The 14248-nt window shown below is 65.8% G+C and carries 12 protein-coding genes; 5 read left to right on the plus strand and 7 right to left on the minus strand.

The genetic code is table 11. The features are described 5' to 3' along the window. Positions 1-1332: an MATE family efflux transporter gene (locus tag LB572_RS01265; protein WP_224666384.1), complete on the plus strand. Its 1332-nt coding sequence runs from the start codon at positions 1-3 to the stop codon at positions 1330-1332. A gap of 28 nt (positions 1333-1360) precedes the next feature. On the opposite strand, the gene LB572_RS01270 is transcribed toward LB572_RS01265, so the two are convergent. From LB572_RS01270 to LB572_RS01280, 3 genes are read right to left on the minus strand one after another with little or no spacing between them, the layout of a single operon-like run. Next, the gene (locus tag LB572_RS01270; protein WP_224666385.1) at positions 1361-2323 is read right to left on the minus strand and encodes a PLP-dependent cysteine synthase family protein; all 963 of its coding nucleotides are present in this window, start codon (positions 2321-2323) and stop codon (positions 1361-1363) included. 30 nt (positions 2324-2353) lie between these two features. Next, positions 2354-3448, minus strand: coding sequence for a quinone-dependent dihydroorotate dehydrogenase (locus LB572_RS01275; RefSeq protein ID WP_224666386.1), 1095 nt, complete (start codon positions 3446-3448; stop codon positions 2354-2356). After that, entirely contained in the window at positions 3445-3792 is a 348-nt protein-coding gene (locus LB572_RS01280) for a DUF952 domain-containing protein (protein ID WP_181179260.1), read from the minus strand. The genes LB572_RS01275 and LB572_RS01280 overlap by 4 nt, the downstream gene beginning before the upstream one ends. 111 nt (positions 3793-3903) lie before the next feature. Between LB572_RS01280 and LB572_RS01285 the strand changes: the two genes are divergently transcribed. Beyond that, a complete protein-coding gene (locus LB572_RS01285) occupies positions 3904-4338 on the plus strand; it encodes a hypothetical protein (protein WP_224666387.1) in 435 nt (144 codons plus the stop codon). 186 nt (positions 4339-4524) lie between these two features. Next, the gene (locus tag LB572_RS01290) at positions 4525-5184 is read left to right on the plus strand and encodes a response regulator transcription factor (protein WP_224666582.1); all 660 of its coding nucleotides are present in this window, start codon (positions 4525-4527) and stop codon (positions 5182-5184) included. 9 nt (positions 5185-5193) lie between these two features. Here LB572_RS01290 and LB572_RS01295 read toward each other — a convergent pair whose 3' ends face one another. Then, on the minus strand, positions 5194-6705 hold the full coding sequence (locus LB572_RS01295) for an MFS transporter (protein ID WP_224666388.1): 1512 nt from the start codon (positions 6703-6705) through the stop codon (positions 5194-5196). A 156-nt stretch (positions 6706-6861) separates the two neighbouring features. Between LB572_RS01295 and LB572_RS01300 the strand changes: the two genes are divergently transcribed. Further along, positions 6862-7764 (plus strand): LysR family transcriptional regulator, encoded by a 903-nt coding sequence (locus LB572_RS01300; RefSeq protein WP_224666389.1) that lies wholly within the window; start codon positions 6862-6864, stop codon positions 7762-7764. A 34-nt stretch (positions 7765-7798) separates the two neighbouring features. Here LB572_RS01300 and LB572_RS01305 read toward each other — a convergent pair whose 3' ends face one another. After that, complete coding sequence (locus LB572_RS01305; protein ID WP_224666390.1) at positions 7799-9058, minus strand: MDR family MFS transporter; 1260 nt, start codon at positions 9056-9058, stop codon at positions 7799-7801. A gap of 121 nt (positions 9059-9179) precedes the next feature. After that, the gene (locus tag LB572_RS01310; RefSeq protein ID WP_224666391.1) at positions 9180-9836 is read right to left on the minus strand and encodes an O-methyltransferase; all 657 of its coding nucleotides are present in this window, start codon (positions 9834-9836) and stop codon (positions 9180-9182) included. 84 nt (positions 9837-9920) lie between these two features. Between LB572_RS01310 and LB572_RS01315 the strand changes: the two genes are divergently transcribed. Next, positions 9921-10556 carry a TetR family transcriptional regulator gene (locus tag LB572_RS01315; RefSeq protein WP_224666392.1) on the plus strand — a complete coding sequence of 212 codons (636 nt, stop codon included), beginning with the start codon at positions 9921-9923 and terminating at the stop codon, positions 10554-10556. 10 nt (positions 10557-10566) lie between these two features. On the opposite strand, the gene LB572_RS01320 is transcribed toward LB572_RS01315, so the two are convergent. Continuing rightward, positions 10567-14052 carry a PAS-domain containing protein gene (locus tag LB572_RS01320; protein WP_224666583.1) on the minus strand — a complete coding sequence of 1162 codons (3486 nt, stop codon included), beginning with the start codon at positions 14050-14052 and terminating at the stop codon, positions 10567-10569. Between the last annotated feature and the right edge of the window lie 196 nt (positions 14053-14248).

Below are 14248 nucleotides of genomic sequence, written 5' to 3' on the forward strand. Positions count from 1 at the left end.
ATGGACGCAACCCAAGCCAACGCCAGGTCCTTCGCCGTCACCAACCGCTCGGTGCTGGCGATTGCCGTGCCGATGACGCTTGCCTATCTGACGACGCCGCTGCTCGGCATCGTCGACACGGCGGTGGTCGGCCAGTTCGGCGACGCGGCCTTGCTTGGCGGCCTGGCGGCGGGATCGCTGGTCTTCGACGTCGTCTTCACCACGTTCAACTTCCTGCGCTCCGGCACCACCGGCCTCGTCGCCCAGGCGTTCGGTCGGGGCGATCCGTTGGAGGAACAGGCTGTGCTGTGGCGCGCCGTGCTGATCGCGGTCGTCGCGGGCGTCGTGCTTGCCGCCCTTTCGCCGCTCTTCGCCGTCGCCGGCCAGTGGTTCATGGGCGCCGAGCCGCGCGTCAGTGCGGCGATGTCGGTCTATATCCGCATCAGACTGCTCGCCGCGCCCTTCTCGCTGATCAACTACGCCATATTGGGCTACGTGCTGGGCCGCGGCGAGGGTGGGCTCGGGCTGATGCTGCAGGCCGTGCTCAACGGCATCAACATCGTGCTCTGCTTCCTGCTCGGCCTCGAGCTCGGCTGGGGCGTTGCGGGCGTCGCCTGGGCGACCGTCACCGGCGAGTTCCTCGCCATGCTGCTCGGCTTGGCAATAGTGCTCAACCGCTTCCGCAAGCTGGAACGGCCGTCGCGCCGTCGCGTCCTCGACCTGCCGGCCTACCGGCGCATGCTGTCGCTCAACCGCGACATCATGATCCGTTCCTTCTCGCTGCTTGCCGCCTTCGCGCTGTTCACCCGCCAGGGCGCGCAGTTCGGCACGGTGACGCTCGCCGCCAACGCCGTGTTGATGAATTTCTTCCTCATCGCCGGCTATTTCCTCGACGGTTTCGCCACCGCCGCCGAGCAGCTGGCCGGCCGCGCCATCGGCGCGCATGCGCCGGCCCCGTTCCGGCAGGCCGTGCGGCTGACGCTGATCTGGGGCTTTGGCCTCGCCGGTATCGCCACGCTCATCCTGCTGACCGCCGGTGCGAAACTGGTTGCGCTTGTGACGACCTCGATGGATGTTCGCGCGGTCGCCGACACCTACCTGCCCTGGGCGGCCTTCACGGCGCTGAGCGGCGTGCTCGCCTTCCAGATGGATGGCGTCTTCATCGGCGCCACCTGGTCGCGCGACATGCGCAACATGATGCTGTTGTCGTTCCTCGCCTTCAGCGCCGCGCTCATCACCCTGGCGCCCGCCTTCGGCAACAACGGCCTGTGGGCATCGCTGCACGTCTTCCTGCTGGTGCGCGGAGTGAGCTTGCTTGCGGTGCTGAGGCTCAGGCTACGCACGGCATTTTAGCGCTGGATACGTGCGTCTGAGGCGTTTCTCAACTCCAGAGGTCGGTCGAGAGGTATTTCAGCCCGGAGTCGCAAATCACGACAGCGATCGTCTTGCCTGATTGATCGCCCTTTAGCAGACGCAGCGCGGCGCCCACATTCGCCCCGGAGGAGAAGCCGCCGAAGATACCTTCGCTGCGCGCGAGCAACCGCGTGGCCTCCCGTGCCTCGTCGCCGGAAACCTGAAGATAGCCATCGACGGGCGCGTTGTTCAGGAACGCCAGGTCCGGCATGGCGTAGCCGCCGCCTTGAATCGGATGTTCGGGGCGGGTGACCGTCTCTCCCGCGGCGGCCGCGGCGCCCTGAGGCTCGACGATGAAGCACTTGACCAGGGGATTGCGTTCCTTGAGCGCCTTCGCCACCCCGGCATATGTGCCGCCCGAGCCGATGAAGTCGACGAATGCGTCGACCGCGCCACGGCTGGCGTCCCAGATTTCCGGTCCGGTCCCGTGATAATGCGCGAGCCAGTTCCCGTCGCGATGGAACTGGTCGGCGCGGTAGGCGCCTCGTTCCGCCGCCACCGCTTTGGCGGCCTGCTCGACGAGCGCCAGATCGCCACCCGAGACCTGCCCCGGCACCGACCCAGGCAACTGGTCCACGAGGATCACTTCCGCGCCGAGCGCCGTCATCATGCGGGCGCGCTCCTCGGAGTTGCCTTTCGACATCACCGCGACGAAAGGGTAACCCCTGACCGCGCAGATGATCGCGAGTCCCGTGCCCATGTTTCCGGAGGTAAGTTCGACCACCGTTTGCCCCGGTTTGATGGCGCCGGATCGTTCGGCTTCCTCGATTATTCCAAGCGCCGCACGGTCCTTCTTGGAAAAGCCCGGATTGAGATATTCCAGCTTGGCGAGGATTGCTCCGTCGACGCCTGCCTGCGCCGTCAGCCTGTCGAGCCGGACCAACGGCGTTCCGCCGATCGAGTCCACGACGGAGCTCAGAATCTCGGCCATCGTCTGTCCTCCTGATTCGGTGGGAACGCGTCAGAGCCGTTCGGACCAGCTTGCGCAGCCGGTGTCGCGCAGCTCTCCGATGGATTTGAGGCGCTCTCTCTCCGCGAAGCGCGCCATGCCGGCAACGATGCGCCCGGGCAGCGCCGGTCCGGCATAGATCATGCCGGTGTAGAGCTGGACGAGGTCGGCGCCGGCGCGGATTTTCTCCAGCGCCGCCTCGGTGGAGTCAATGCCGCCGACGCCAATGATGGCTATGTTCGGGCCGAGCAGCTTGCGCATCCTGGCGAGCACTGCCGTCGAGCGCTCGAACAGCGGCTTGCCCGAAAGGCCGCCAGCCTCGCTGGCCACGGTCGCGCTTCGCAATCCGGTCCGCGCAAGCGTCGTGTTGGAGACGATGACGCCGTCGATCTTTTTCTCGATGACCTCGGCCGCGATATCTTCCAGCTCCGCCTCGACGAGGTCCGGCGCGATCTTGAGGAAGACCGGCGGCTGCGCCGAAGCGGCCGTGCGCGCGGCCATCACCCGCGACAGCAATTCGCCGAGCTGGTCGCGCGCCTGCATGTTGCGCAGACCCGGCGTGTTGGGCGAGGATATGTTGACGGTCAGATAGCTCGCATAAGGCGCAAAGCGGGCGACGCCGCGCTCATAGTCGGCGATGCGGTCGGCGCTGTCCTTGTTGGCGCCGATGTTGACGCCGACGATGCCCGGTCGCCCCTTGCGCGCGGCAAGCCGCTTTTCCGCGGCCGCGTGGCCCTCATTGTTGAAGCCCAGCCGGTTGATCACCGCTTCGTCCGCCGTCAGCCGGAAGATGCGCGGCTTCGAATTGCCGGATTGCGGCAGCGGCGTGATGGTGCCGACCTCGGCAAAGCCGAAGCCAAGCCCGAGCAGCGCGTCCGGCACCTCCGCGTTTTTGTCGTAGCCGGCGGCCATGCCGAGCGGATTGGGGAATTCGAGGCCGCAAAGGTTGAGCTTCAGCCGCGCGTCATGCGTCGGCAGCCGCGCGTCGCGCGGCGCCGTCGCGCCGACCGGCAGCCCGCAGCGCAAGGCCGCGATCGATAGGCCATGCGCGGTTTCCGGATCGAAGGAGAAAAGCAGCTTTTGGCCGATCCGGTCGAGCACGCTCATTCGCCCTCCAACGCCGGGAATTCGTGACCGTTGGCGCCGAGCGGCAGCGGCTTCGCCCACAGGACCGCATCGAGAGCGAGCGGGGCGTAGAGATGCGGGAACAGGGCGCCGCCGCGCGACACCTCGTATTTCAGCGCATCGCCCAGCTTCGCCCCGTCGATCGCGATCAGCAGCAGGTCCGTCTGCCCGGCGAAATGCTTGGCCGCCGTCTCGCGCGCTTGCGCGGCGGTGGAGAAATGGATGAAGCCGTCGGCGATGTCGATCGGCGCGCCGGTGAAGCGCCCGCTCGTCTCGGCTTCGCGCCAAAGCGCCTCGGGGGCGATCTTGTAGATAATCTGAGACATTGTCGCGCTATAGTCCGAACCGAAGGTGCGGGGAAGGCGTGAAGCTCGACTCTTCCCCATTTCCGGCGCAAACCTGTGATAGCCCGCCTTCACTGGCTCATGGAGGACAATATGCGTCTGCAGCACATCCTGATCCCCGCGGCGCTTTGCTCGCTGGTTGCCGCTTCCGCCTATTCCGAAGAGACCGACCGCTACCGGCTGGAAAAGTCGGCCGACGGCTATGTCCGCATGGACACCCAGACCGGCGCCATGTCGATCTGCGAGGAACGCTCCGGCCAGCTCGTCTGCAAGATAGCCGCCGACGAGCGGGCCGCCTACCAGGACGAGATCGACCGGCTGGACAGTTCGGTCAAGGCGCTCGACGCGCGCGTCGCCAAGCTCGAGAATTCGCTCTCGGCCCGGCTGGAATCGCAACTGCCCAGCCAAGAGGATTTCAACAAGACGATGGGCTACATGGAGCAGTTCTTCCGGACCTTCAAGGACATCGTCAAGGACATGGACAAGGAAGACGGCGACGGCGGCGCCAAGTTGAACCAGAAGACCTGAACCGGCGCGCGATTTCAGAAAAAGTGCGCGGCGGTTTTCCGTCTGGAATTGCGCAAAACAAGAGCCGAACCGTTGGGGAAAACCTTTCGCGCGGCCTTTGCCGCTTGAAAACGCGCCACGCCGCCGCATAATCATTCCGGTCCCCGCAAGAAGCACACAATGATGATGGGATCGGGGGAGGAATATTTGCCGTCGGGCCACACCTTCGTCATTGCCGACGACCATCCGCTTTTTCGCGGCGCGCTGAAGGAGGCGCTGGCCGGCATCGGCGACGTTGCCGCCATCCACGAGGCCGGCGATTTCGAAAGCGCCAAGGCGCTGGTCCTGGCCAATGAAGAGATCGACATGGTGCTGCTCGACCTGTCGATGCCCGGCGCCAGCGGCCTCTCCGGCCTGATCTCGCTGCGCGGCATTCATCCGGCGGTGCCGCTGGTGGTGGTGTCGGCGCATGACGATCCCGTCACCATCCGCCGCGCGCTCGATCTCGGCGCCTCCGGCTTCATCTCCAAATCGGCGAGCATGGAAGAGATCCGTGGTGCCGTGCAGGCGGTGCTTGCCGGCGATATCGCAGCACCTTCCGGCATCGAGCTCGGCGTCGAGCGCGATCCGGAAATCTCCGACCTGATCAAGCGCTTGCAGGCGCTGACGCCGCAGCAGACGCGCGTGCTCGGCATGCTGGCCGAAGGCCTGCTCAACAAGCAGATCGCCTATGAGCTCGGCGTCTCCGAGGCGACCATCAAGGCGCATGTCTCTGCCGTCCTGCAGAAGCTCGGCGTCGACAGCCGCACCCAGGCGGTCATCCAGCTGTCGAGGATCGGCGGCGACCCGCTGCGGCCGGTCGGCTGACCATCCGGTTCAGTCCGGGCGCTGAACCGCCTCATGCCGTAGCGGTCGTGCCTTGAAGATGGCAAAGCCGATCGCCGCCATGATCCATACGCCGATGCCGCCATAGAGCATCACCCAGCCAAAGCCGTTTGCCAGCGCGTTCTGCGCGACCTTGTCCGGCAGCCCCGGTACCGGATTGCCGGCCGCGATGGCCTGGGCGAATTGATAAAGCCTTGCGCTGTCGCGATCGGGCAGCATGACTATCAGATGCGAGAGCACACCGCTCGCCAGGATGAAGCCCATCACCGCGATGTTCACGGCAAGCGAGACCATGCGCGCGCTCATGTCGATGCCGGACGCCATCCCGGCGCGGTTGCGCGAAACCGAGCCGGTGGTGGTATTGGTGACCGGCGTGTTGGTGATGCCGAGGCCGGCGCCCGCGATCAGGCATCCCGGCAGCATGGTCAGCCAGCTGGCATGAGCCGCCGCACTGCCCCACTTCATCAGGAAGAAGCCGATGCCGATGGTTGCAAGCCCCGCCGGGATGATGACGCCGGGCCGGTAGCGAAGCGATAGCCGCTCGGCCAAAGGCGGCATGACCAGCGTCGGCAGCGTGTAGGCGAGCAAGGCAAGGCCGGTGGCGAAGCTGTCCAGGCCGAGACCTGCATGGAACCAGATCGGCAGATAGATCATGAACGGCCAATAGCTCAGGTTCATCGCCGCCGAGCCGACGATCGCGCCGGAAAACGGACGGATGCGGAAAACCGAAAAGTCGAACATCGGCCGCTTGCTGACCCTTTCGGCGACGAGGAAGGCCACGAAACTCGCGATCGACAGGCCAAGGATCGCCAGGGCGGCCGGGCTGGCGAAGCCAAGCTCCGGTCCCTGCGTGATGTAGAAGACGAGGCAGAAGACCGAAGGCGACAGCGTCAGGATGCCGGCGAGGTCCAGCCTGCCTGCTTGCGGATCCTTCGATTCACGGACGCCGCCCAACGCAAGCACGAAGGCGACGATCGCAAGCGCCACATGGATGAGGAACACCCACTGCCAGCTCGATACGGCGACGATGCCGCCGCCGATGATCGGGCCGAAACCGAGGCCGACGCCGAAGATGACGCCCCACCAGCCCCAGGCGACCGCGCGTTCTCGGCCTTCCTGGAATTCGTGCGACAGCACGGCGAGCTGGCAGATCAGCATCGCGCCGCCGCTCAGGCCCTGCAGGAATCGGGCGACGATCAGGGTCGAGATGTTGTCCGCCAGGCCGCAGATCAGCGAGGCGAGCCCGAAGGCGGCGATCGAGACCAGGAAGACGCGCTTGCGCCCATAACGATCAGCAATGGTGCCGACCGCCATCAGCACGGTCGTCACGGCGATGGTATAGGCGTTCATTACCCATTGCAGTTGCTTGAAGTCCGCTTTGAGCACCTGTTCCAGGGTCGGCAGGACGGTCGGGACGCTCGATATCTCCAGCCCGAACATCAGGCAGGCAAGACATGCGGCGAACAGAACGACGATGCCTCGGCTCGTGAGGGCAGGTGCCATGGTCAAACCTCTCGAATTCCTTGGTCTTGAATTGCTTGGGGCAGGGCGAAACCGGATGGCCGTTTGCCGTTGCGCCCAACCCACGTTAGGGCAGGCTTGATCATTTTAGAATTGCATGGTTGGCTATTTCCGAGACAGCAAAACAGGATAGCTGACATGACGCTGGACGTAGATGCGGTAAAAGCCTTCGTCACCGTCGCCGACTTGCGCAGCTTCACGCGCGCCGCCGAGGCTCTCGGCAGCACCCAGGGCGCGATCAGCGTCAAGCTTAAGCGGCTGGAGGATCGGATCGGCGAAAGACTGATCGAGCGGACGCCGAGGCTGGTGCGCCTTTCGGCACGCGGCGCGGTGTTCCTGGAGCCGGCGCGCGAGCTGCTTGCCGCGCATGACCGCGCGGTCGCCAGCCTCACGGCTGTTCGCCGCCATTTCCGGCTGGGCATCGCCACCCATGTCGGCGGCGCCGAGGTGCCGACCTTGCTGGCGCGGCTCAGCGCGCATGATCCGGCCTTGACCATCGAGGTGCGTCTGGACGATTCACGCGACCTGCTCGCTGCCTTCGATCGCGGCGAGCTCGACGCCGCGATCGTGCGGCGCGAGGACGACCGCCGCGACGGCGAGGTGTTGGCGCCAGAGCATTTCGGCTGGTACGCCACGCCGGATTTCGTCTATCGCGCCGGAGAGCCGCTGCGGCTGGCCGCTTCCGCGCCCTCCTGCAGCATCCGCGACATCGTTACCGGCGCGCTCGACGCGGTCGGCATACCGTGGACGCAAGTTTTCCTGGGCTGCGGTTCCTTCGCCGTCGCGGAAGCCGTTTCGGCAGGCCTTGCCGCGGCGGTCTTCTCCTGCCGGCTCGCCCCGCCAGGCACCATCGAGGTCAGCCGCAAATTCGGCCTGCCGCCGCTGCCGGCGACCGAAATCCTCCTGCTTTCCACGCTCTCCGATCCGCAATCGCGCGAGGCGCTGCGCACACTTGCCATGGCGTTTCGCGAGCATCGTCCAACTGCCAATGGCGCGAAGCCCCGCTTCCGCCAATCGCAATTGGCCGACGGCTCCATCTGAGGCTGCCGGCCTGTGCGGTCCTGGCCGTGATGCCTCAGCGGTAGTTTTCGACAGCCGAGCCCGGCATCGCCTCATCCTCGGCGATGTCCGCGGAGTTCCGCGCTAGCCCGATCGCAGCGCCGAGGCCAAGCGAGGCGATGGCCACCAGCGGAATGCCGGCGATCCAGGGCAGGCGCGGCGCCAGCGCATAGAGTGCCGTGCCGATCGACGGCCCGAGCGAGTCCTTGAGGTCGACAGCTACAGACGAAGCGGCCATGTAGGAGGCGCGCCGCGCCGGTGGCGCCAGCGCGTTGACGGCCGTCGGCACCAGCGGCCCGACCAGCATCTGCGCCACCGCGTAAAGGCTGACGGCGGCGATCAGCGACAGTATCGTCGGCGAGGTCGCCAGCAGCGCAAAGGCGGCGATGGTCGAGATGCCGGCGCCGGCTGCCAGCCAAAGCGCCGATCGCGCCTCGGCAAAGCGGCTGACCAGCATCTGCAACCCGACTGTCAGGGCGGCCGCATAGGCAAACAGCGCGCCGACACCGGACGGGCTGAGCGTGCCGGCATCCTGCGCATAGAGCGGAATGACGGCCTCGATCCAGTTGCCGGAAACTTCGAACAGCACGACCCAGGCGAGCAGCTTCGCCAGGCGGCCGTCGCGGAAAGCCGGCAGCAGCGCCGACAGGCCTTCCTCGTCCTCCGCTTCCGCAGGTTCTCTTTCGGCACGCCCGCTGCCACGTGTCTCGGCGAATGCGATGAGCATGACGATGCCGCCAAGGATGAGCATGCCGGCGCCGGCCAGGAACACGCTGCCGAGCGAAACAAGCGCCAGCAGCGCGCCGCAAGCCGGGCCGAGGATCTGCCCGGCGCTCGAGCTCACCCTCGCCATGCCGAACCAGCGCGGATGCGCTGAGGGCTCGGTCACATCAGCGATTGCCGTGAAGATCGTCGGGTGCAGCACCGACTCGCACATGCCGGTCAAAAGCAGCACGATCGCGGTGGCGGCGACACCGTGAACGAAGAACAGCGCGACGAAGCCGCAGCCGACGCCGAGCGAGGACAGGATCAGCACCGGCCGCCGGCCGATCCGGTCGGCGATGCCGCCGATCAGCGGCGCGGCGATCAACTCGCCGCCGGCGTAGCAGGCGAACAAAAGGCCGATCGCCCCGATCGGGATGTTCGCCTCGCCGCTCGCCCAGAGCGGAAAGAAGGGCACCAGCGCGCCGTCGGCGAAACCGGCGCAGAAGAACAGGAAGAGCCCGAGCAGGGCCGGGCGCGGCAGCCCGCGCCAGGACGATGGCAGAATGGTCATGATGTCACCTACGCGTCAAAGGCTCGGAGGCCGAGGGGCCCGAAAGCCGGGATTGCGCGTTGGTTGACGTAAACGCCTACGGCTGTCCGACGGACAGCATGGGTTTATTGTTGAAGCGCGTTCAGTTGAGCCGCATCGACAGCTCCACGTCGTCGCCGAACGGCGTCGACATGTAACCGCCGGCCGGCGCGCGCACCCGCTCAAGATAGTCGGGCGAGAAGTCGGCATTGTCGGCGATGACCAGCGCGCCCGGCCTGAGCCGGCTCTCGACCAGGCTCAGTATCTCCGGATAGAGCGCCTTGGCGCCGTCAAGCAGCAGGAGGTCTATCCGGTTGGGCAGGTCCTTGCTCAGCGTTTCCAGCGCGTCGCCCTCGCGGATCTCCACCAGGTCGACGAGGCCGCCTTCCATCAGGTTGGACTTGGCCCGCACCACCTTGGACGGCTCGAATTCCGTGGTGATCAGGCGGCCGCCGCCATTGTCGCGCAGCGCCGCGGCGAGATAGAGCGTCGAGATGCCGAACGAAGTGCCGAATTCGACGATGATGCGCGCGCCGGTGCTGCGCGCCAGCATGTAGAGCAGCGTGCCGGTCTCCGGCGAGACCGCAAGCCACAGGTCCTTCAGGCTGCCGTAGAACTGGCGATATTCGGTCTTGCTGTGGATGAGGCGCGTCCGTTCCTCGCGAGAGTAGCGGGCGATCGCCGGGCTGGTCGCCGCATCGGCTTCCTTGAACAGGCGGTTGAGCAAGGGCGCGAGCGGGGTTCCGGTCAAGGTGGTCATGGCTGTCTCCGGGCGGGTTCTTGTCTTGCCTCGAAAAATACGAATAATCCTTCAGGTTTCCAATTCGCATTTCCGAGCGCGGCCATGATCCAACGCCCAAGCCCTTCAATTTCCACCCGAAAACAGCCAAAGCAGGCACGCGCCACGGACCTCGTCGCGGCGATTCTGCAGGCGGCTACTCAGGTTTTGGCGAGCGAGGGGGCGCAGAGATTCACCACGACACGCGTCGCCGAAAAAGCCGGCGTCAGCGTCGGCTCGCTCTACCAGTATTTCCCGAACAAGGCGGCGTTGCTGTTTCGTCTGCAGCGCGACGAATGGCGCCAGACGACCGAGCTCTTGTGCGGCATTCTTGAGGACGTCGAGCTATCGCCGCTCGAACGGATAAGAACGTTGGTGCATGCCTTCATCCGCTCGGAATGCGAGGAGGCGGCGGTGCGCGGCGCGCTGAACGATGCCGCGCCGCTCTATCGCGATGCGCCCGAGGCTGAGGAGGTGAAGGCGATGGCCAATCGCACCGTCGAGGCCTTCATGCGAGAGACCCTGCCTGACGCCTCCGCTGCCGTCCGCGCCATGACCAGCGAATTGGTCATGAAAACCCTGGGCGCCGTGGGAGCCGATTTCTCGGAAAAGGAGCGGACATCGGCTGAGATCGAAGCCTATTCCGACGCGCTCGCCGACATGTTCTGCGCCTATCTCCGAAGTCTCGGCCATCGCGGCTGAGAGCAGTCGATCACTCCGCCGCCGGCGCCAGCGGCCTGACGCGCGCCATCATCGAGCGCAGCACGGCCGGCTTCAGCGGCTTGTTGACGACCGGAATGTCGAGCCGGCCGGCAGCCGCGCGCACCTCGCTGGAGCGGTCGGCGGTGACCAGCACGCAGGCAAGGTCCTGTCCGTAGGCGGCGCGTAGCGTGGCGACCGCATCGAGCCCGGTGCTGCCGTCGAGATGATAGTCGGCCAGCACCAGGTCCGGCTTCGGCGCGCCGGGCTTCACGAGATCGCCTGATCCCGAAGCCGTCTCCACATGGCATCCCCAGCCTTCGAGCAGCAGCCGCATGCCGTCGAGGATGCGCGCGTCGTTGTCGATGCAAAGCACATTGAGCCCGGCAAGCGTCGAGGCGAAGCGGGCCGGGGGCTTACCGGCCTCGCGTGGCGGCGTGGCGACCGCCGCGACCGGCAGGATGACGGAAAAGCGCGTGCCCTTGCCGGGGTTGGAGTAGATGCGGATCTCGAGCCTCAGCACCCTGGCGATGCGGTCGACGATGGAGAGTCCCAGGCCAAGGCCTTCGGCCTCGCGCACGCCCTCATCGAGACGTGTGAACTCGTGGAAGACCGTGTTGAGCTTGTCGCCGGCAATACCGATGCCGGTGTCGATCACCTGGATCTCGGCCAGTTCGCCGCACCGGCGCACTCCAACCAGGATGCGGCCCTCGCGCGTGTATTTGATGGCATTCGAGACCAGGTTCTGGATCAGCCGACGCAGCAGATTGCGGTCGGTCATGACGCCGAGCGAGGATGGCATGATCGTGAGTTCGAGCTTCTTTTCAGCGGCAAGCGGGCGAAAATCGTTGCCGATCTGGCCGAGCAGTCCGCCGAGATTGAAGGCGGCGTTCTCGGGCTTCATCGCGCCGGCGTCGAGCCGCGAGATGTCGAGCACCGCGCCGAGGATGGTCTCGACCGATTCCAGCGAGGATTCGATGTTGACGGCGGCCTTCCCGGCCGGTCCCTTGCCCGCCTTCTCGATCAGCGACGAGCAATAGAGGCGCGCCGCGTTGAGCGGCTGCAGGATGTCGTGGCCCGCGGCGGCGAGAAAGCGCGTCTTGCCGAGATTGGCTTCCTCGGCCAGCATCTGCGCCTGCGCCAGCTCCTCGTTGACGCGGGTGAGCTCGATGGTGCGGGTCTTGACTCGCTGCTCCAGCGATTCATTGGCTCGCTTCAGCGCCAGGTCCTGTTCGACGCGGCCGGAAATGTCGGCATAGGTGGCGACGATGCCACCGTCCGGCATCGGGTTGGAACGCAGCTCCAGGATGCGGCCGCTGGTCTTCAGCTCCATCTGCCACGGGCCGGCGAAGCTGGTCAGCCGGTTGAGCGTCGTCACGCGCTGGTCGGCGGGAATATCGCCGCGCTCGGCGAGATGGCGCAGGATCCGGTCGAGCGACACGCCGACCTGGCCCATCTCGTCCGGCAGGTCGAACAGCAGCCGGTATTGCCGGTTCCAGCAGATCAGCCGGAAATCGCGATCGAAGACGGTGATGCCTTGCTCCATCTGGTCGAGCGCGATCTGCAAGAGGTCGCGATTGTGCTGCAGCGCCTCGGTGGCGTCGTCGAGCAGCTTGAAGGCATCCTTGGAGTCGCGGTCGTTGCGGCGGAACAGCAGCGACAGGATGAGCCGCGCCGAGGAAGAGCCGACGGCGCTCGCCAGCAACTGCTCCGAGAAGCGGATGACATCCATGCTGGCCTGTTCGGTGCCGTGCAGGGAGACTTTCGCGTCCCTTTCGAAGGATTGGAACGAGCGCTCCGTGCGCTCGACGCCGAGATAGCGCGAGATCGTATCCTTCAGGTCGTTGACGGTGACGGCGGTGCGGAAGCGCCTGAGGCTGGGCATCGGGCCAGCCTCGCGCGGCACGAAGATCGCCGCCTGGATGCGCTCCAGCGGCACGGATGCGCGGGAGAGGGAGCCGAGGACAAAAAACAGCGCGTTGACCGAGAGGCTCCACAGCACGCCGTGGTTCAGCGGCTCGCCCACGGTGCCGAACAGCGCCTGCGGCCTCAGCGCCTCGAAGCCGAACAGGCCATGGACCACGATGTCGGTAGAGGGACCGACGAGCGAAGGAAGCAGCAGCGTGTAGCCCCAGACGGCGATGCCGGCGACCATGCCGAGCGCGGCGCCCCGGCCATTGGCGCGCCGCCAGATCAGCCCGCCGATCAGCGCCGGCGAAAATTGCGCAATCGCGGCAAACGACATCAGGCCGATCGAGGATAGCCGCGCGCTGTTGGTGCTCTCGCGGTAGTAGAGGAAGGCGATGAACAGCAAGATGAAGATCGAGGCGCGGCGCACGTTGAGGATCAGCGTCGACCAGTCCTCGTTCTCCGAGGAACTGGTCTTGAGCACCCGGCGAACGAACAACGGGATGACGAGATCGTTGGAGATCATGATCGACAGCGCGACGCTCTCGACGATCACCATGGCGGTTGCCGCCGAAAGGCCGCCGACGAAGGCGGCCATCGCGAGCAGATCATGCCCACTGAGCAGCGGCAGCGACAGCACGTAAAGGTCGCTGCTGGTTTTCGTGCCGACCAGCGACAGGCCGGCAAAGGCGATCGGCAGCACGAAGAGGTTGATCGCCACGAGATAGAGCGGGAACACCCAGGTCGCGGTGCGCAGCTCCGCCTCGCTGCGGTTCTCGACGATGGTGACGTAGAACTGCCGCGGCAGCATCAGCACGGCAAAGCCGCTCAGGCCGGTCAGCACCAGCCAGGTGGCCAAAGAAGTGCTGTAGCTCATCGCTTGGCGCACCTGGCCATTTCCGGCAAGCCTGGCGAACATGTCGCCGGGCCCGCCGAAGATCAGGAACGTCACCATCAGGCCGATGGCGATGAAGGCGGCGAGCTTGACCACGGTCTCGACAGCCACCGCCAGAACCAGCCCGTCCTGATGTTCCGTCGCGTCGGCATGGCGGGTGCCGAACAGCACCGCGAACAGCGCCAGCAACATCGCCACCACGAGCGAGATATCGCTGACGAACGGGTCGAAGGAGGGCGGCGAACCGGTATAGTGCTCGACCATCAGGCTGACGGAGCCCGAGATCGCCTTGAGCTGCAGCGCGATATAGGGCACCGCGCCGATGGTGGCGATCAGCGTCGCGATCGCCGCGACGGTGAAGCTCTTGCCGTAGCGGGCGCCGAGGAAGTCGGCGATCGAGGTGATCTTCTCGCTTTTTGCCAGCCGGATCATGCGGTTGAGCAGCGGGAAGCCGAACACGAAGACCAGCACCGGGCCGGTATAGATGCCGAGGAATTCGAGGCCGCGCTCGGAGGACAGGCCGACCGAGCCGAAAAAGGTCCAGGAGGTGCAGTAGATGGCGAGGCTGAGCGCATAGATGAAAGGCCGTGCCCGGCCCAGGCCGATCGTAGCCGAACGCCGGTCGCCGACGCTGGCGATGGCGAAGAGCAGCGTCACATAGGCGATCGCGATGATGACGACGAACCAGCCCTGCACGGTCCGCACTTCCTCCTAGAGCATGATGCCGAAAAGTGGGAAGCGGTTTTCGGGCGACATCATGCTCTATTCTTAATTCAAACCCGGTCTCCACCCCAGCCTAGCCAAACGCAATCACAGCTTGGGGCCCAAGTCCATCGCGGCTTTTGGCGCATATCCTGTTGATGACGCTGCGTAAACACAAACCGGTGCTTTC

The sequence above is a fragment of the Mesorhizobium sp. BH1-1-5 genome (assembly GCF_020165615.1).
GTDB lineage: Bacteria > Pseudomonadota > Alphaproteobacteria > Rhizobiales > Rhizobiaceae > Mesorhizobium.